This window comes from Mycobacterium sp. 2-64 (assembly GCF_035918375.1).
Taxonomy (GTDB): domain Bacteria; phylum Actinomycetota; class Actinomycetes; order Mycobacteriales; family Mycobacteriaceae; genus Mycobacterium; species Mycobacterium intracellulare.
In genome coordinates, this window is record NZ_CP142361.1 from 5219515 (window position 1) to 5232835 (window position 13321).

The window sequence follows — 13321 nt, forward strand, 5'->3', positions numbered from 1 at the left end:
CACTACTTTCACCGGCACCGCCCGACCGGCACAGCGTCCCCGCCGGCCCGGCTCAGGACTCACATCAGTAACTTTTGTCACGCGCCTCAGGTCGTCCTGTCAGAATGGACCCGATGTCGCAAGCGCCCGAGAAGCAACGTTCGGAAGGCCCCGCCGTCGAGACGCCCGCCGCCTCGACCGGTGAGCCGTCCGGACAGCAGCCGTCGGCCTTCTTGTGGCCGCGCAGCCTGCAGGCCCGGGCCACCCGGCGGGCGCTGCTGCTGACCGCGCTCGGCGGCCTCTTGATCGCCGGGCTGGTGACCGCGATCCCGGTCAGCACCGAATCCGGGCGACTCCTCGACAGCAGCCCCGTGCGCAGCACCGGGGCCAAGAGCGACGCCGCCCTCAACCGCGCCTCTCGCGGCGAATGCCTGATGTGGCCCGACGCCACGCCGGAGTCGGCGAAGATCGTCAACTGCGGCGACGACCACAAGTTCGAAGTGGCCGAATCCATTGACATGCGGACGTTCCCGGGCTCGGAGTACGGCCCCAACGCCGCGCCCCCGACGCCCGCCCGCATCCAGCAGATCACCCAGGAGCAGTGCGAGGCGTCCGTCCGTAACTACCTCGGACTCAAGTTCGATCCGAACAGCAAGTTCACCGTCAGCCTGCTGTGGCCCGGCGACCGCGCGTGGCGTCAGTCCGGCGATCGCCGCATGCTGTGCGGCCTGCAACTGCCCGCCACGAACAACCAGCAGCAGGCGTTCAAGGGCAAGGTCGCCGACGTCGACCAGTCCAAGATCTGGCCGGCCGGCACCTGCCTGGGCATCGATCCGGCGACCAACCAGCCGACCGATGTGCCGGTGGACTGCACGGCCCCGCACGCGATGGAGGTCACCGGCACGGTCAACCTGGCCGAGAGGTTCCCCGACGCCCTGCCCGCCGAGCCGGACCAGGACAGCTTCATCAAGGATTCGTGCACCAAGATGACCGACGCCTACCTGGCGCCGGTCAAGCTGCGCACCACCACGCTGACCCTGATCTACCCCACCGTGCCGCTGGCGAGCTGGACGGCCGGCAGCCGCGAGGTGGCCTGCAGCATCGGCGCGACGCTGGGCAACGGGGGCTGGGCCACCCTGCTGAACAGCGCCAAGGGTCAGCTGCTGATCAACGGCCAGCCCCCGGTGCCGCCGCCCGACATCCCCGAAGAGCGCCTGACCATGCCGCCGATTCCGCTGCAGGTCCCGGCGCAGGCGCCGTCCAACCAGTCCACCACGGCGCCGGAGATGCCGCCGAACAATCAGCACCTGCCCGGCCAGCAACCCGTGGTGACACAGCCCCAGCAGCCACCGCAACCCCAGCAGGCCCCCCAGCAGCAGCCTCCCGCGCCGCAAGCACCGCCCCCGCCGGCGGACAACGGCGCACCGCCCGCGAACCCGGCACCCGAGGCGCCCCCGCCGCCGCCGGCCCCGCCCGCCGAGCCCCCACCGGGGGGCTAGCCGGGTGCCCGTGCGGATGGACCCGCGGCGCTTCGACGAACTGGTCTCCGACGCGCTCGATCTGATACCGCCCGAGCTGGCCGCCGCGATGGACAACGTCGTCGTGCTGGTCGAGGACCGCCATCCCGAGGACGACGAACTGCTCGGGCTGTACGAAGGAGTGGCGCTGACCGAGCGCGACTCCGACTACGCCGGCGCGCTGCCCGACGCCATCACCATCTACCGCGAGGCGCTGCTGGACGTGTGCGAGTCCGAGGCCGAGGTCGTCGAGGAGGTGGCCATCACGGTGATCCACGAAATCGCGCACCACTTCGGCATCGACGACGACCGGCTGCACGAACTGGGCTGGGCCTGACTGGCGCGGCGTCCCGGATTTGTCCCCCGCGGGTGCTATGAACGCGTTATGAGCACTGACTGCCGCGACTGCCGGGCAGGCTTAGATCACTGTCACGGCACCATCATTCACCACGCGCTGCACCGGTCGGAGTGCACCGAGCCGGACTGCTTCAGCCCGGAACTGTTGCCGCACGCCTTCGTCATCGACTGCGACGCCGTGGGCTGTGCCTGCACCGAAGTGATCGCGCTGGCCGTCTGATCGACGTCTCAACCCATCGGGTCGGTGCTTGACCGCACCGCGTCCGCGACCGGGGTGGCCTCGGCCTCCGGATAAAACGGCGGGGTCAACGTCCCCCAGCGCACGCAACTCCACCGGCCGTCGGTGATCGGGGTCAGGGCCACCGATTGGGCGTTCTCGAGATGGTTGTCGAGCGCGAAGTCGGCCTCCACGCCGGCCAGGACCGCGGCGGCCAGCCGGATCGCGGCGCCGTGGCTGACGACCACGATGTCGCCGTGGAAGTCGTGGTTGTCGAGGTAGCGCAGGCGCAGGTCGGTGAGCACCGGCACGTAGCGGTCCAGCACGTCGTTGCCGGTCTCGCCGCCGGGCAGCGGCACGTCGAGCTCGCCGCGATGCCAGCGGTCGTAGATGGCGTTGAACTCCGCGACCGCCTCGTCGTCGTTGCGGTCTTCGAGCCGGCCGACCTGCACCTCGTGGATGCCGGGCACCTCGATGGCCGACATGGCGAGCTGGTCCGCGATCACCGCCGCGGTCTGCGATGCCCGGGTGGCGACCGAGTGCGCGAGCATCGCCGGGCGGCCCGAGCCGCGGGCGAACGCCCGGGCCTGGTCGCGGCCCAAGGGCGTCAGCTCCGCCCCGGGCGGGCGGGTGTCGAGCCGGCGCTCGACGTTGCCGTAGGACTGGCCGTGGCGCACCAGGATCAAGCGACCGCTCACCGCTGCGACCCCCCGGCAGGGTCTTCGGGCTTTCCGTCGCGGACCCGCGCCAGCCAGCGCAACGCCTCGTCGGCGGACGGCGGCAGGGCCCCGGCGGGCGAACCGGTGGGCCAAGATCCGAGATATCGCACATCGGCACAACGACGGTGCAGCGCCTTGAGTGCCTCGGCCACGGCGTCGTCGTCGATGTGTCCGACGCAATCGGCGAAAAACCGGTAGGTGCCGAGTCCGGTTCTGGTCGGCCGGGATTCGATCCGGGTCAGATCGATGCCGCGGACGGCGAACTCGGCGAGCGCCGCCAGCAGGGCGCCCGGCGCGTTGTCGATGCGCAGCACCACCGAGGTCCGATCGGCTCCGGTGCGGGCCGGCGGGCGGCCCGGCAGTCCGACCAAAACGAAGCGGGTGCGGGCGTTGGGCTCGTCGACCACGCCGTCGGCCAGGGTGTCCAGGCCCCAGTGGGTGGCCGCCAGCGGCGAGGTCACCGCGGCGTCGACCCGCCCCTCGGCGACCTGCTGGGCGGCGTCGGCGTTGGAGTACGCCGGCCGCAGTTCGGCATCGGCCAGGTTCGCGGCCACCCACTGCCGCACCTGTGCCGCGGCCACCCCGAAGGCGGCCAACGTGCGCACGTCGGCGGCGCGGCATCCCCGTTTGACGACGATGCTGAACGCGACGTCCAGCGTCGTCTCGGCGAAGACCTGCAGCGGTGAGCCCATGGCCAAGCTGTCCAGGGTCGGCGTCACCGAACCGTCGATCGAGTTCTCGATCGGGACGCACGCGTAGTCCGCGGCGCCGTCGCGCACCGCGGCCAACGCCGCGGAGGTGCTGTCGAACGGCACCGACTGCACCCCGTCGGAGTGCGGGGCGGGAACCATGCCGGCGGCCGTGATCTGCCGCAGCGCCGCCTCGGTGAAGGTCCCTTCCGGACCGAGGTAAGCGATGCGGGCCACGTCCCAACCCTAGCGGCGCGCCGCACAGAAAACCCTTGCGACGCCAACCCCCGTAAGTTAACTTAGGCTTACCTAAGCATAAGGATGAGAATGGTATTACCGCTGAGCTGCCACGCCCCGACCACCGCCGAACGGATCCGCAGCGCGTGCGTGCGCGCCGGCGGCGCGCTCCTGGCGATCGAGCACGACGACCCGGTCCCCACGCCCGTGCACCACCTGATGGACGACGGCTCCTTCGCGCTGGCGCTGCCCGTCGAACAGCAACGCGGGCGGCCCATCGCGGGATCGCAAGCGCTGCTGGAGCTGACCGATTACGCGCCGCTTCCCCTGCGCGAACCGGTCCGTTCGCTGGTGTGGGTGCGCGGGCGCCTGCAGCAGGTGCCCCCGGCGGAGATCCTCTCCACGCTCGACGTGATCGCCGCCGAATGCCCGAATCCGGCGTTGCTCGGCGTCGACACGCCGAGGTGTGCGCCCCCCGGCGGGCAGGAGCAGCGATACACGCTGCTGCGGCTCGAGATCGCCTCGGTTGTGGTCACCGACGCGACCGGCGCGGAGCCGGTGGCGGTCGACGACCTTCTCGCCGCCCGGCCCGACCCGTTCTGCGCGCTCGAGTCGAGCCTGCTGCGGCACCTGGACGCCGCCCACGGCGACGTCCTGGCGCGGTTGGTGTCCCGCCTGCCGGCTCCCCTGCGCCGCGGGCACGTGCGACCGCTGGGGCTCGACCGCTACGGCGTGCGGTTCCGCGTCGAGGGCACCGACCAGGACCACGACGTCCGGCTTCCGTTCCACAAACCGGTGGACGACATGACCGGCCTGCGCCAGGCCATTCGGGTGCTGATGGGGTGCCCGTTCATCAATGGGCTGCGGGCGCGCGGCTAGCCAGTCCTGATCGCGGTGCGCCGCCGGGCACGTACGTTAGCCAGGTGAACCGCGACCGCGCACCGCAGCGTCGGCGGCCCGCACGGCCTGGCCCGCCCGTCCCGCCGCGCCCCGAGCCGCCGCAGGTGATCCCCCGCGAGGGCGCCCCGCCGCCGTCGCCGACCGCGGAGACCCAACCCTTGCACCGCCCGGCGCCACCGGCTCCGGCGGCCGTCGCCCCGGCGCAGCGACCGCGCCCGCCCCGACCACGCGCGCCCCGCAAGCGGCGCCGCTGGATCCGAACCATGGTGTCGTTCTTGGTCGTGACCGTGCTGCTGATCGGCGCGGGCCTGGTCGCCGGCGCCGTGTGGTTCGACACCAAACTGCACCGCGAGCAGGTACTCGCCGACTATCCCGAACGCCCCGCGCCCGGCCGCGGCACCAACTGGCTCATCGTTGGCTCGGACAGCCGCCAGAGCCTGAGCGCCGCGCAGCAACAGGACTTGGCCACCGGCGGCGACATCGGGGACGGCCGCACCGACACGATCCTGCTGGTTCACGTGCCGGGCGTCGGGTCCAGCGTTCCGACGGCGCTGGTGTCGATACCCCGCGATTCTTTGGTGCCGATCCCGGATCACGGGAAGGACAAGGTCAACGCGGCGTTCTCGATGGGTGGCGCGCGGTTGCTGGTCCGCACCCTGGAACAGGCGACCGGATTGCGCATCGATCACTATGCCGAGATCGGATTCGGCGGGTTCGCCGCGCTGGTCGACGCGCTCGGCGGGGTGACGGTGTGCCCGACGACCCCGATCGATGACCCGCTGGCCGGCATCGACCTGCCGGCCGGCTGCCAGAGGCTCGACGGCCGGCAGGCACTCGGATACGTCCGGACGCGCGACACCCCGCGGGCCGATCTGGACCGTATGGTCAATCAGCGTCAGTTCGTGGCCGAACTGCTGCATCGCGCCGGCAGCCCGGCGGTGTGGCTCGATCCCCGGCGCTGGTATTCGGTCCCGCGCGCGGCCGCCGACGCCCTGACCGTCGACCAGGACGACCACGCCTGGGACCTGGCCCGGCTGGGCTGGGCGTTGCACGGGCCCACCGCCACCATGACCGTCCCGATCGGGGAGTTCACCAGCGGTGACGCCGGCGCGGTGGTGGTGTGGAACCACGACGCGGCCGGCCGGTTGTTCGACGCGTTGGCCGCCGACGCGCCGCTGCCGCCCACCACGGCGGAGGGCCAGCAGTAGCGGACCGACCTAGATGCTGACCTGGCCGGCGGGATTGCCGCGGAGCCACGCCTTGGTGCGGCCCGGGTGGTGGGTGGCCAGCCACGCCACGCCGACGTCGCGGCAGAAGTCGATGTCGTCGTACTCGTCGACGTTCCAGCAGTAGACCGCCCTGCCCTGGGCGATGGCGCGGTCCGCCAGTTGGGGATATTCCTTCAACGTCAGCAGCGAGGGCCCGACGGCGGTGGCGCCGACGGCAGTGGGCGCGCCGCTGGTCAGGTAGCGCGCCGTTTTGCCCAGCAGCACGGTGGGCAGCAGCGGCGCCGCCCGCCGGATCCGCCAGATCGCGGACGCCGAGAACGACATCACCACGGCGCGGGACCGATCGGCCGAGGCGGGCGCGGCGATGCCGAAACGGTGCAGCAACGCCAGGAGCTTGGTCTCCACCAGCGAGCCGTACCGGACGGGGTGCTTGGTTTCGATGAAGAGCTTCACCGGCCGATGCCAATCCAGCACCAGCGAAACCAGCGCGTCCAGGGTCAGCAGACTGGTGTCGCCGTGCGTGCCGTCCTCGCGCCAGCTGTCGTGCCACGCGCCGTACTCGAGCTCGCGCAGCTGCGCCAGCGTCATCGTGCTGACCAGGCCGGCTCCGGTCGAGGTGCGGTCCAGCCGGCGGTCGTGCACGCACACGAGATGGCCGTCGCGGGTCAACCGCACATCACATTCGACGCCGTCGGCGCCCTCTTTGAGCGCGAGATCGTAGGCGGCCAGCGTGTGTTCGGGACGCGCCGCCGAAGCACCGCGGTGGGCGACGACATACGGATGCCCGGCGAGCACCTCGTCGGCCCACGTCATATCCCTATGCTGCCGGTTCCTGCCCCTCTAACTCAACTGGGCCGGCCGAAGCCGGTGTGGGGGCGCCGTCGTCGGGAACCATGACCCAGCGGTGCGCGGGACGCGCGACGGGTTTGCGATGGAAGCCCTCGAAAATGCGGGTCGCGGCCGCCAGGGTGGCGGCCGCGAGCAGGTAGGCGACGACCATCAGGACGGTGTTGTTGGCGATGCCCTGCGCGTCGGTGGCGAAGCTGGTCACGATGGCAGCGATGGAGACGGCGTAGCTGCAGACCCACGCGATCCACCACTGCAGGACGGGTCCGCGTAGCCGCGCCCAATGGTCTTCGAGCATCGCCAGCTCGATCACGTAGACCGGGGCCCACAAGAGATTGGCCAGCGGCACGACGCAGCCGGCCCACAGTGCCCGCGGCGAGCGCGGCTCCGGCAGCCCGTGATGGGCGAACGCGGCGGCGCGCCGCGCGATCAGCCAACGGATCAGGAGCACGCCCGACGCGATCACCGCCGCGCCCGCGCCCACGCTGGCGAGCACGCCCAGCCAGTCGGCCGCGAGGGCCACCCACGAATTCAGCAGGGTGTTCCGGTTGATGACCAGCAGCACATAGCGGACGACGTAAACCAGGGCGGCGATGCTGAGGACCAGCACGCTCACGAATGAGGTGGTGCGGATGACCTGCCCCGTCGGCCCCGCCGCCGCGGGCGCTGCGCCGGTGGCGGGCGCCTGCTCGACGCGGTCCGCCAAACTCCAACGCGGTATCACCGTGTAGCGCGGCGTGGGCCCGAGGGGGCGCCGGGCGTGTCGGGCCGGCGGCGCGGCGCCGGGACGCACCGCGATCCAGCGATAGCCGGGCGGCAGCCGTGGCGGGGTGCGCTGCCACCCCGGAGACCGCTGGGGTCCGGCCGGGGGCGGGGCGCCCGCGGAGGCCCACCGCGGGTCGGCGGGCGGCGACTGGGGCGCCATGAGGGCGCCGCGGCAGCGGGGACACCACTCGCGTTGCCGGTCGCGCACGTTCCAGCGGGTGCCGCACTGGGAGCACACCTGGATCACCGGACCAGACTAGCGCCGCGACGATGCGCGCAGCGGAACGCGGGGCGCTGAGGAGCGGCGCTCGAGGGGGCATGGGCAACGTAATCGGCCGCCGCGGACTATCCACAGTTTCCACAGGTTTATCCACATAGGCCCCCGGGGTATAGAGAACCATCGCTACTGCCTCTGGCGCCGAACTGTGGTGTAACTGTGGATAACATCGCGGTGTTGCACGCATGTCTTAAACAGTCCAAGCCGCCCGTGTGAGCGAAATGGATTGCCCCACTAAGCATCGGCGCGGCGGCGCCCGCGCCGCCCCGGCTCCCGTCCCGACGTCTTGTAACCACCCACGTCCCGGTCCTCGCTAACCCGCAGCTCAGGGCGCTATTTTTTCAACTTCGCCGCAAAGCGCTATGATCGCGTTCTCGTAAGTGTTTGTGACTCACCTCACTCACCGTGAGGTGAACCGGGGGGTGGAAGGCGATTGATGGCCACGCATTCGTTCGGTCCGGGTTCACCGGCCGCGTCGAAGTCGTATTGCGGCTCGCCCGCGTGGAATCACAGCTACACCATCGCGGCGCTGCGCGCCGGACTGATCGCACTGGCCTTACTGGCCGTGCTCGCGGTCATCGTCTTGTTCTGAACTGACCCCGAGCGGGTATCCGCCCTGCGGCTCAGAGGGGTCATTCTTGCGGTGCGCGCGCTCATGGAGCAGGGTTGATAACGGTCGGCCGCCGCAAGGCGCCCCGTGACTGAGCGTCAAGACGATAATCGAAGAAAGGAACGCCGTGGCTGAATACACCCTGCCCGACTTGGACTGGGACTACGCAGCGTTGGAACCGCACATCTCAGGTCAGATCAACGAGATCCACCACAGTAAGCACCACGCCACCTACGTCAAAGGCGTGAACGACGCTCTGTCCAAGCTCGAAGAGGCCCGTGCCAACGAAGATCACGCTGCGATCTTCCTGAACGAAAAGAACCTGGCCTTTCACCTGGGCGGCCACGTCAACCACTCCATCTGGTGGAAGAACCTGTCGCCGGACGGCGGCGACAAGCCGACCGGCGAATTGGCCGCCGCGATCGACGACGCCTTCGGATCCTTCGACCGGTTCCGCGCGCAGTTCAGCGCGGCCGCCAACGGCCTGCAGGGGTCGGGCTGGGCGGTGCTGGGCTACGACACCCTCGGCAACCGGCTGCTGACCTTCCAGCTCTACGACCAGCAGGCCAACGTGCCGCTGGGCATCATTCCGCTGCTGCAGGTCGACATGTGGGAGCACGCTTTCTACCTGCAGTACAAGAACGTCAAGGCGGACTACGTCAAGGCGTTCTGGAACGTCGTCAACTGGGCCGACGTGCAGAAGCGTTACGCCGCGGCGACCTCGAAAACCCAGGGCCTGATTTTCGGCTGACTTTTATTTCGATCGGCGGGGGCGTCGCGCGGATTGCGCGGCGCCCCAGTCGTTTGTGTGGCCCCGCAGCGGGTCGATCTGAAGATCCGCGACGCTGACCGTGTCGTGTTGCACGGCGCCTAATCCGCAGGCATTCTTAATTATTCGGACTACCAGTGTGGTTATTCCCAACGGAGGCGTCGCGCGGAGGTCGGAGATGGAAACTGGGTCGGATCGACCGATCGGGGTCTCCCCGTTCCATTCTCGTGGGTCCCTGAAGGGGTTCCTGATCTCTGGCCGTTGGCCCGATTCGACGAAAGAATGGGCCCAGCTGCTCATGGTCGCGGTCCGGATCGCGTCGTTGCCCGGGTTGCTCTCCACCACAACGGTGTTCGGCGCCCGCGAAGAACTGCCCGACGAACCCGAACCGGACACGGTCGGCCTGGTGCTGGCCGAGGGCACGGTCTTTGGTGAATCGGCAATCCAGCCAGGCTATTTCGCCGACCATCAGCCCCCCGCGCTACTCATGCTGCATCCGCCGTCGGAAACCACGCCGTCGCTGCCCGAATGCACGGGGGCGGCATCGGGATGCGTCTTGCTGCCCGGGTTGCCCTATCTCGGCCTGGAACACCGGGCGGCCTGGGTGGAGGCAGAAGCCGACGGCACCATCACGTCGATGGTGAGCCGGGTCGGTGTCGATCCGATCAGCCATCCCGACACGGCGATTTTGGCGATGCTGCTCGCCGCCTAGCGAGAACACGGCGGCGCGAATGGCGATTCGCCTTCCCGGCCGCGAGGAGGCGCTTCGCGCCCGCGGGGATCACGCGACCGGACCGCTCTGGCGACCGTCACGTCGGGCGGCGGTCAGCGGTGGACCGGTCGTGGATGAGCGCGACCCCGACGGCGCCCACTAAGTTAACGGCCCCTCGACCATCGGTGTCCACCATGCGGCCGGCGGGTTGCGGCGCGCCCTCGATGGCCAGGTTTCGGGCCCGGCAGCAAATGGCGTACCGGATCGGGCCAGCTTGCCGGTCCGTTGCGGTGCAATCGCCCAGCACGGCGCGGGCCCTCGCAACGGCCCCCACGAGGCGCCCGGCCCGCCACTTCGGGACGGGTGTCCGATTCTGCGGATAACCTGTGAGTTCCATGGATTTTGTGGACACCTCAGCGAATCAGTTAGACGCTCGTCAAGTGGGGAGTTGGTGGGCGTCGGCTGTGCCGCTCGGGAATCCTTCGGGGTTTGCACCTGGTTACCCTTACCAAGCCTCGCTACCATGATCAGCAAATACACCTAGGTAATAGTTCGCTTCTACAGCCCAGTGGAGGTCATATCAATGAGCACGACGTTCGCTGCTCGCCTGAACCGCCTGTTCGACACGGTGTATCCGCCTGGACGCGGTGCGCACACCTCCGCGGAAGTGATCGCGGCGCTCAAGGCGGAGGGCATAACGATGTCGGCTCCCTACTTGTCGCAGTTGCGTTCCGGCAACCGCACCAACCCGTCCTCGGCGACGATGGCCGCCCTGGCCAACTTCTTCCGCATCAAGCCGGCTTACTTCACCGACGACGAGTACTACGAGAAGCTCGACAAGGAATTGTCGTGGCTGGCCACGGCGCGCGACGACAACGTGCGCCGCATCGCGATGCGCACGGCCGAGCTCTCCCCCGAGGCCCAGCGCGAGGTCATGGAGCGCGTCAACGAGCTGCGCCGCGCGGAGCACCTGGACGCCTAGCGGCCTCGGCCAGCCCTGGGGGGCTGGCGCCCGCCCATTCCGATTAGGGTTGGCAAACGGATCGCGAACGCGAGAGCGTTAGACGACGATTGCCAGCGAGATACCGGGAGGCGGCCGGGAATGGCCCTGTTCGGCAAGCGAAAGAGCCGCGCGACGCGTCGCGCTGAAGCCCGCGCCATCAAGGCCCGCGCGAAGCTCGAGGCCAAGCTGGCCGCGAAAAACGAGGTGCGGCGCGCCAAGTCCGCCCAACGGGCGGAGAACAAGGCGCTCAGGGCCCAGATCAAGGCGCAGCGCGACAGTGACCGCAACGCGCTCAAAGTCGCTGAGGCCCAACTCAAGGCGGCGCGGGAGGGCAAGATCTTCTCCCCGACCCGGATCCGCCGCGTGCTGACGGTCTCGCGGCTGCTCGCACCGATCCTCACCCCGGTGATCTACCGGTTGGCCGTCTCGGCGCGCGCGCTGATCGATCAGCGCCGCGCGGACCGGCTCGGAATCCCGCTGGCTCAGATCGGCCAGTTCTCCGGCCCCGGCGCCCAGCTGTCGGCCCGCATCGCGGGGGCCGAGAGGTCGTTGCGGTCGGTGCAGGACAAGAAGCCCAAGGACGCCGAGACGAAGGCGTTCGTGGTCGCCATCACCGAGCGGCTCACCGATCTGTCGGCGGCCGTCACCGCCGCGGAGAATCTGCCCGCCGCGCGTCGCCGGGCCGCCCACGCCGCGATCTCGTCGCAGCTCGAAGGCATCGAGGCCGATCTGATGGCCCGCCTCGGGTTGAGCTGACCGACCCCACGAAAGGCAATCTCCTCCCATGTCAATCCACGGCAGGTGGATCCCGCGCATCCTGTTCGCGGCCGGCGCGGTCGTCGTCCTGGCCCTCGGGTCGGCGCTGCAGTCGCCGACGGCGTCGGCGCACGTCCACGCCAGCAGCGACAATCCGGTGCGCGGCGCCATGGCCCTGGTCACCTTCCAGGTGCCCAACGAATCGAACGTCGGGGCCGCCACCACCGCCTTGACCGTCGCCCTGCCCGGCGTCGCCTCGGCGCGCACCGAAAGCATGCCGGGCTGGACGGCCAGGCTCGACCGCGACGCGGCGTCCGGTGCCGTCCGCTCGGTGACATGGACGGCCGCCCCCGGCGGGGGGATCGCCGCTGACCAATTCGCGCTGTTCCGGTTGTCCGTGAAGTTGCCCGACACCGACACCGTCAGCTTCCCGGCCACGCAGTCCTACGCCGACGGGACCGTCGTGAAGTGGGATCAGGCGCCGCTGCCCGACGGCGGCGAGCCCGAACACCCGGCGCCCATGCTCACCCTTGCCACCGGGCCGGCGGGGTCACACCACCACCATGGGACGCCCGACCAAGCGACCGAACCGGCGCGGCCCTACGCGGCCGACAACACCGCGCGATTGTTGGGCGGCGCCGCTCTGGTGGTCGCCGCGCTGGGCGTCGCGATCGCGTTGATCCGCCGCCGCCCGTGAAACGGCTGGCGTTCGGCGCGTGCGTGAGCGCCATGTTCGCGATGGCCACGCTCACCGCGCCGGTGTCGTCGGCGCACGCCACGCGGATCGCCACCGACCCCGCGGCCAACGCGGTGCTGGCCTCCGGCCCGCAGCGGGTCAGCGCGACCTTCAACGAGCAGTTGCAGACCACGTTCGCCGCGATGACGGTGGTCGGCCCGGACGGCAACGTGTGGTCCGCCGGCGAGCCCACCGTGGCCGGCGCGATGGTCAGCATCGCCCTGCGTCGACTGGGACCGTCCGGCACGTACACGGTGAACTACCGGGTGACCTCCGCGGACGGCCACGTGGTGTCCGGGTCCTGGTCGTTCCAGCTCACGGTGTCCGGCACCGGCACGCCCGGGCCGCCGGTTGCCGGCGGCGGGGGCGGCGGCGGTGACGTCCCCGTCTGGCCGTTCGTGGCGGCCGCGTTGGCGCTCGTCGCCGGCGGCGCCTGGTGGGCGGTGCGGCACAGGCGGTGATCGAGGCGCCGTCACGCGTGCTGGCATGATGGGGTCGAGATCCCTGAGCTAGGGAAACGACGACAGAGGAAGCTCAAGGAGCGGCCGCATGGCAGACCCGCAGGACCCCACCAACAGCGCGCCCGACGGCGCCGGCACTCCGCCGGAGAAGAAACCGCCCGCCAAGGCGGCGAAAAAGACCGCGAAGGCGCCCGCCAAGAAGGCACCTGCGAAAAAGGCGCCCGCCAAAAAGGCGCCCGCCAAGAAAGCGCCCGCGAAGAAGGCGCCGGCCAAGAACGCCGAACCCGCACCCCCGCGGCCGCCCGAGCCGCCGGCCGGCGTGCAGCAGCGGGCCGAAACCAATGGCGACCTCACGGCCGCCGCCAAAGACGCTGCCGCACAGGCGAAGTCCACCGTGGAAGCCGCCAACAACCCGGTCTCTCCCGCCGTCCCGGGCCCCGCGGTGGGCCAATCCCCGGTGCCGCTGATCGTCGCCGTGGCCGTCAGCCTGCTGGCCATCCTGCTCATCCGCCAGCTGCGCCGTCGCTGAGGGCGCGGGCGTT

The 13321-nt window shown here is 70.3% G+C and carries 16 protein-coding genes and 1 pseudogene; 13 read left to right on the plus strand and 4 right to left on the minus strand.

What is annotated here, in order from left to right; all coding sequences use genetic code 11:
- Positions 1–104: 104 nt before the first annotated feature.
- The 3 genes and pseudogenes from QGN31_RS24510 (at position 105) to QGN31_RS24520 (ending at position 2073) form a co-directional block, all read left to right on the plus strand.
- The gene (locus QGN31_RS24510; RefSeq protein WP_008262974.1) at positions 105–1478 is read left to right on the plus strand and encodes a septum formation family protein; all 1374 of its coding nucleotides are present in this window, start codon (positions 105–107) and stop codon (positions 1476–1478) included.
- 4 nt (positions 1479–1482) lie between these two features.
- Positions 1483–1885: pseudogene (locus QGN31_RS24515) on the plus strand (metallopeptidase family protein).
- The gene (locus QGN31_RS24520) at positions 1882–2073 is read left to right on the plus strand and encodes a hypothetical protein (protein ID WP_008262971.1); all 192 of its coding nucleotides are present in this window, start codon (positions 1882–1884) and stop codon (positions 2071–2073) included. Before QGN31_RS24515 ends, QGN31_RS24520 begins: the two are co-directional and overlap by 4 nt.
- Positions 2074–2081: 8 nt before the next feature.
- On the opposite strand, the gene QGN31_RS24525 is transcribed toward QGN31_RS24520, so the two are convergent.
- Positions 2082–2768 carry a histidine phosphatase family protein gene (locus tag QGN31_RS24525; RefSeq protein ID WP_008262970.1) on the minus strand — a complete coding sequence of 229 codons (687 nt, stop codon included), beginning with the start codon at positions 2766–2768 and terminating at the stop codon, positions 2082–2084.
- The gene (gene pheA / locus QGN31_RS24530) at positions 2765–3715 is read right to left on the minus strand and encodes a prephenate dehydratase (RefSeq protein ID WP_009956965.1); all 951 of its coding nucleotides are present in this window, start codon (positions 3713–3715) and stop codon (positions 2765–2767) included. Before pheA ends, QGN31_RS24525 begins: the two co-directional genes overlap by 4 nt.
- Positions 3716–3805: 90 nt before the next feature.
- On the opposite strand from pheA, the gene QGN31_RS24535 reads away from it, so the two are divergent.
- On the plus strand, positions 3806–4594 hold the full coding sequence (locus tag QGN31_RS24535; RefSeq protein WP_008262966.1) for a DUF2470 domain-containing protein: 789 nt from the start codon (positions 3806–3808) through the stop codon (positions 4592–4594).
- Positions 4595–4638: 44 nt separating this feature from the next.
- Positions 4639–5823, plus strand: a complete 1185-nt coding sequence (locus QGN31_RS24540) for an LCP family protein (RefSeq protein WP_036429748.1) — start codon at positions 4639–4641, stop codon at positions 5821–5823.
- A gap of 9 nt (positions 5824–5832) precedes the next feature.
- Here QGN31_RS24540 and QGN31_RS24545 read toward each other — a convergent pair whose 3' ends face one another.
- The gene (locus QGN31_RS24545; protein WP_008262958.1) at positions 5833–6657 is read right to left on the minus strand and encodes a glycerophosphodiester phosphodiesterase; all 825 of its coding nucleotides are present in this window, start codon (positions 6655–6657) and stop codon (positions 5833–5835) included.
- Between the two features lie 4 nt (positions 6658–6661).
- Positions 6662–7702: a DUF4328 domain-containing protein gene (locus QGN31_RS24550; RefSeq protein ID WP_042909830.1), complete on the minus strand. Its 1041-nt coding sequence runs from the start codon at positions 7700–7702 to the stop codon at positions 6662–6664.
- Positions 7703–8168: 466 nt separating this feature from the next.
- On the opposite strand from QGN31_RS24550, the gene QGN31_RS24555 reads away from it, so the two are divergent.
- The 8 genes from QGN31_RS24555 to QGN31_RS24590 all read left to right on the plus strand — a co-directional run bounded on the left by QGN31_RS24555 (position 8169) and on the right by QGN31_RS24590 (position 13308).
- Positions 8169–8324: a hypothetical protein gene (locus QGN31_RS24555; protein WP_008262955.1), complete on the plus strand. Its 156-nt coding sequence runs from the start codon at positions 8169–8171 to the stop codon at positions 8322–8324.
- 145 nt (positions 8325–8469) lie between these two features.
- Positions 8470–9093 carry a superoxide dismutase gene (locus QGN31_RS24560; RefSeq protein ID WP_007771867.1) on the plus strand — a complete coding sequence of 208 codons (624 nt, stop codon included), beginning with the start codon at positions 8470–8472 and terminating at the stop codon, positions 9091–9093.
- Positions 9094–9289: 196 nt separating this feature from the next.
- Positions 9290–9823 carry a hypothetical protein gene (locus QGN31_RS24565; protein WP_008262953.1) on the plus strand — a complete coding sequence of 178 codons (534 nt, stop codon included), beginning with the start codon at positions 9290–9292 and terminating at the stop codon, positions 9821–9823.
- A 583-nt stretch (positions 9824–10406) separates the two neighbouring features.
- Positions 10407–10805: a secretion protein EspR gene (locus QGN31_RS24570; RefSeq protein ID WP_008262950.1), complete on the plus strand. Its 399-nt coding sequence runs from the start codon at positions 10407–10409 to the stop codon at positions 10803–10805.
- Between the two features lie 120 nt (positions 10806–10925).
- Positions 10926–11582, plus strand: coding sequence for a DUF6474 family protein (locus QGN31_RS24575; protein ID WP_014378840.1), 657 nt, complete (start codon positions 10926–10928; stop codon positions 11580–11582).
- A 28-nt stretch (positions 11583–11610) separates the two neighbouring features.
- Positions 11611–12279 carry a YcnI family copper-binding membrane protein gene (locus QGN31_RS24580; RefSeq protein WP_014941130.1) on the plus strand — a complete coding sequence of 223 codons (669 nt, stop codon included), beginning with the start codon at positions 11611–11613 and terminating at the stop codon, positions 12277–12279.
- Positions 12276–12779 (plus strand): copper resistance CopC family protein, encoded by a 504-nt coding sequence (locus QGN31_RS24585; RefSeq protein WP_014383629.1) that lies wholly within the window; start codon positions 12276–12278, stop codon positions 12777–12779. The genes QGN31_RS24580 and QGN31_RS24585 overlap by 4 nt, the downstream gene beginning before the upstream one ends.
- Before the next feature lie 88 nt (positions 12780–12867).
- Positions 12868–13308: an Rv3852 family protein gene (locus tag QGN31_RS24590; protein ID WP_014383628.1), complete on the plus strand. Its 441-nt coding sequence runs from the start codon at positions 12868–12870 to the stop codon at positions 13306–13308.
- Positions 13309–13321: the final 13 nt, after the last annotated feature.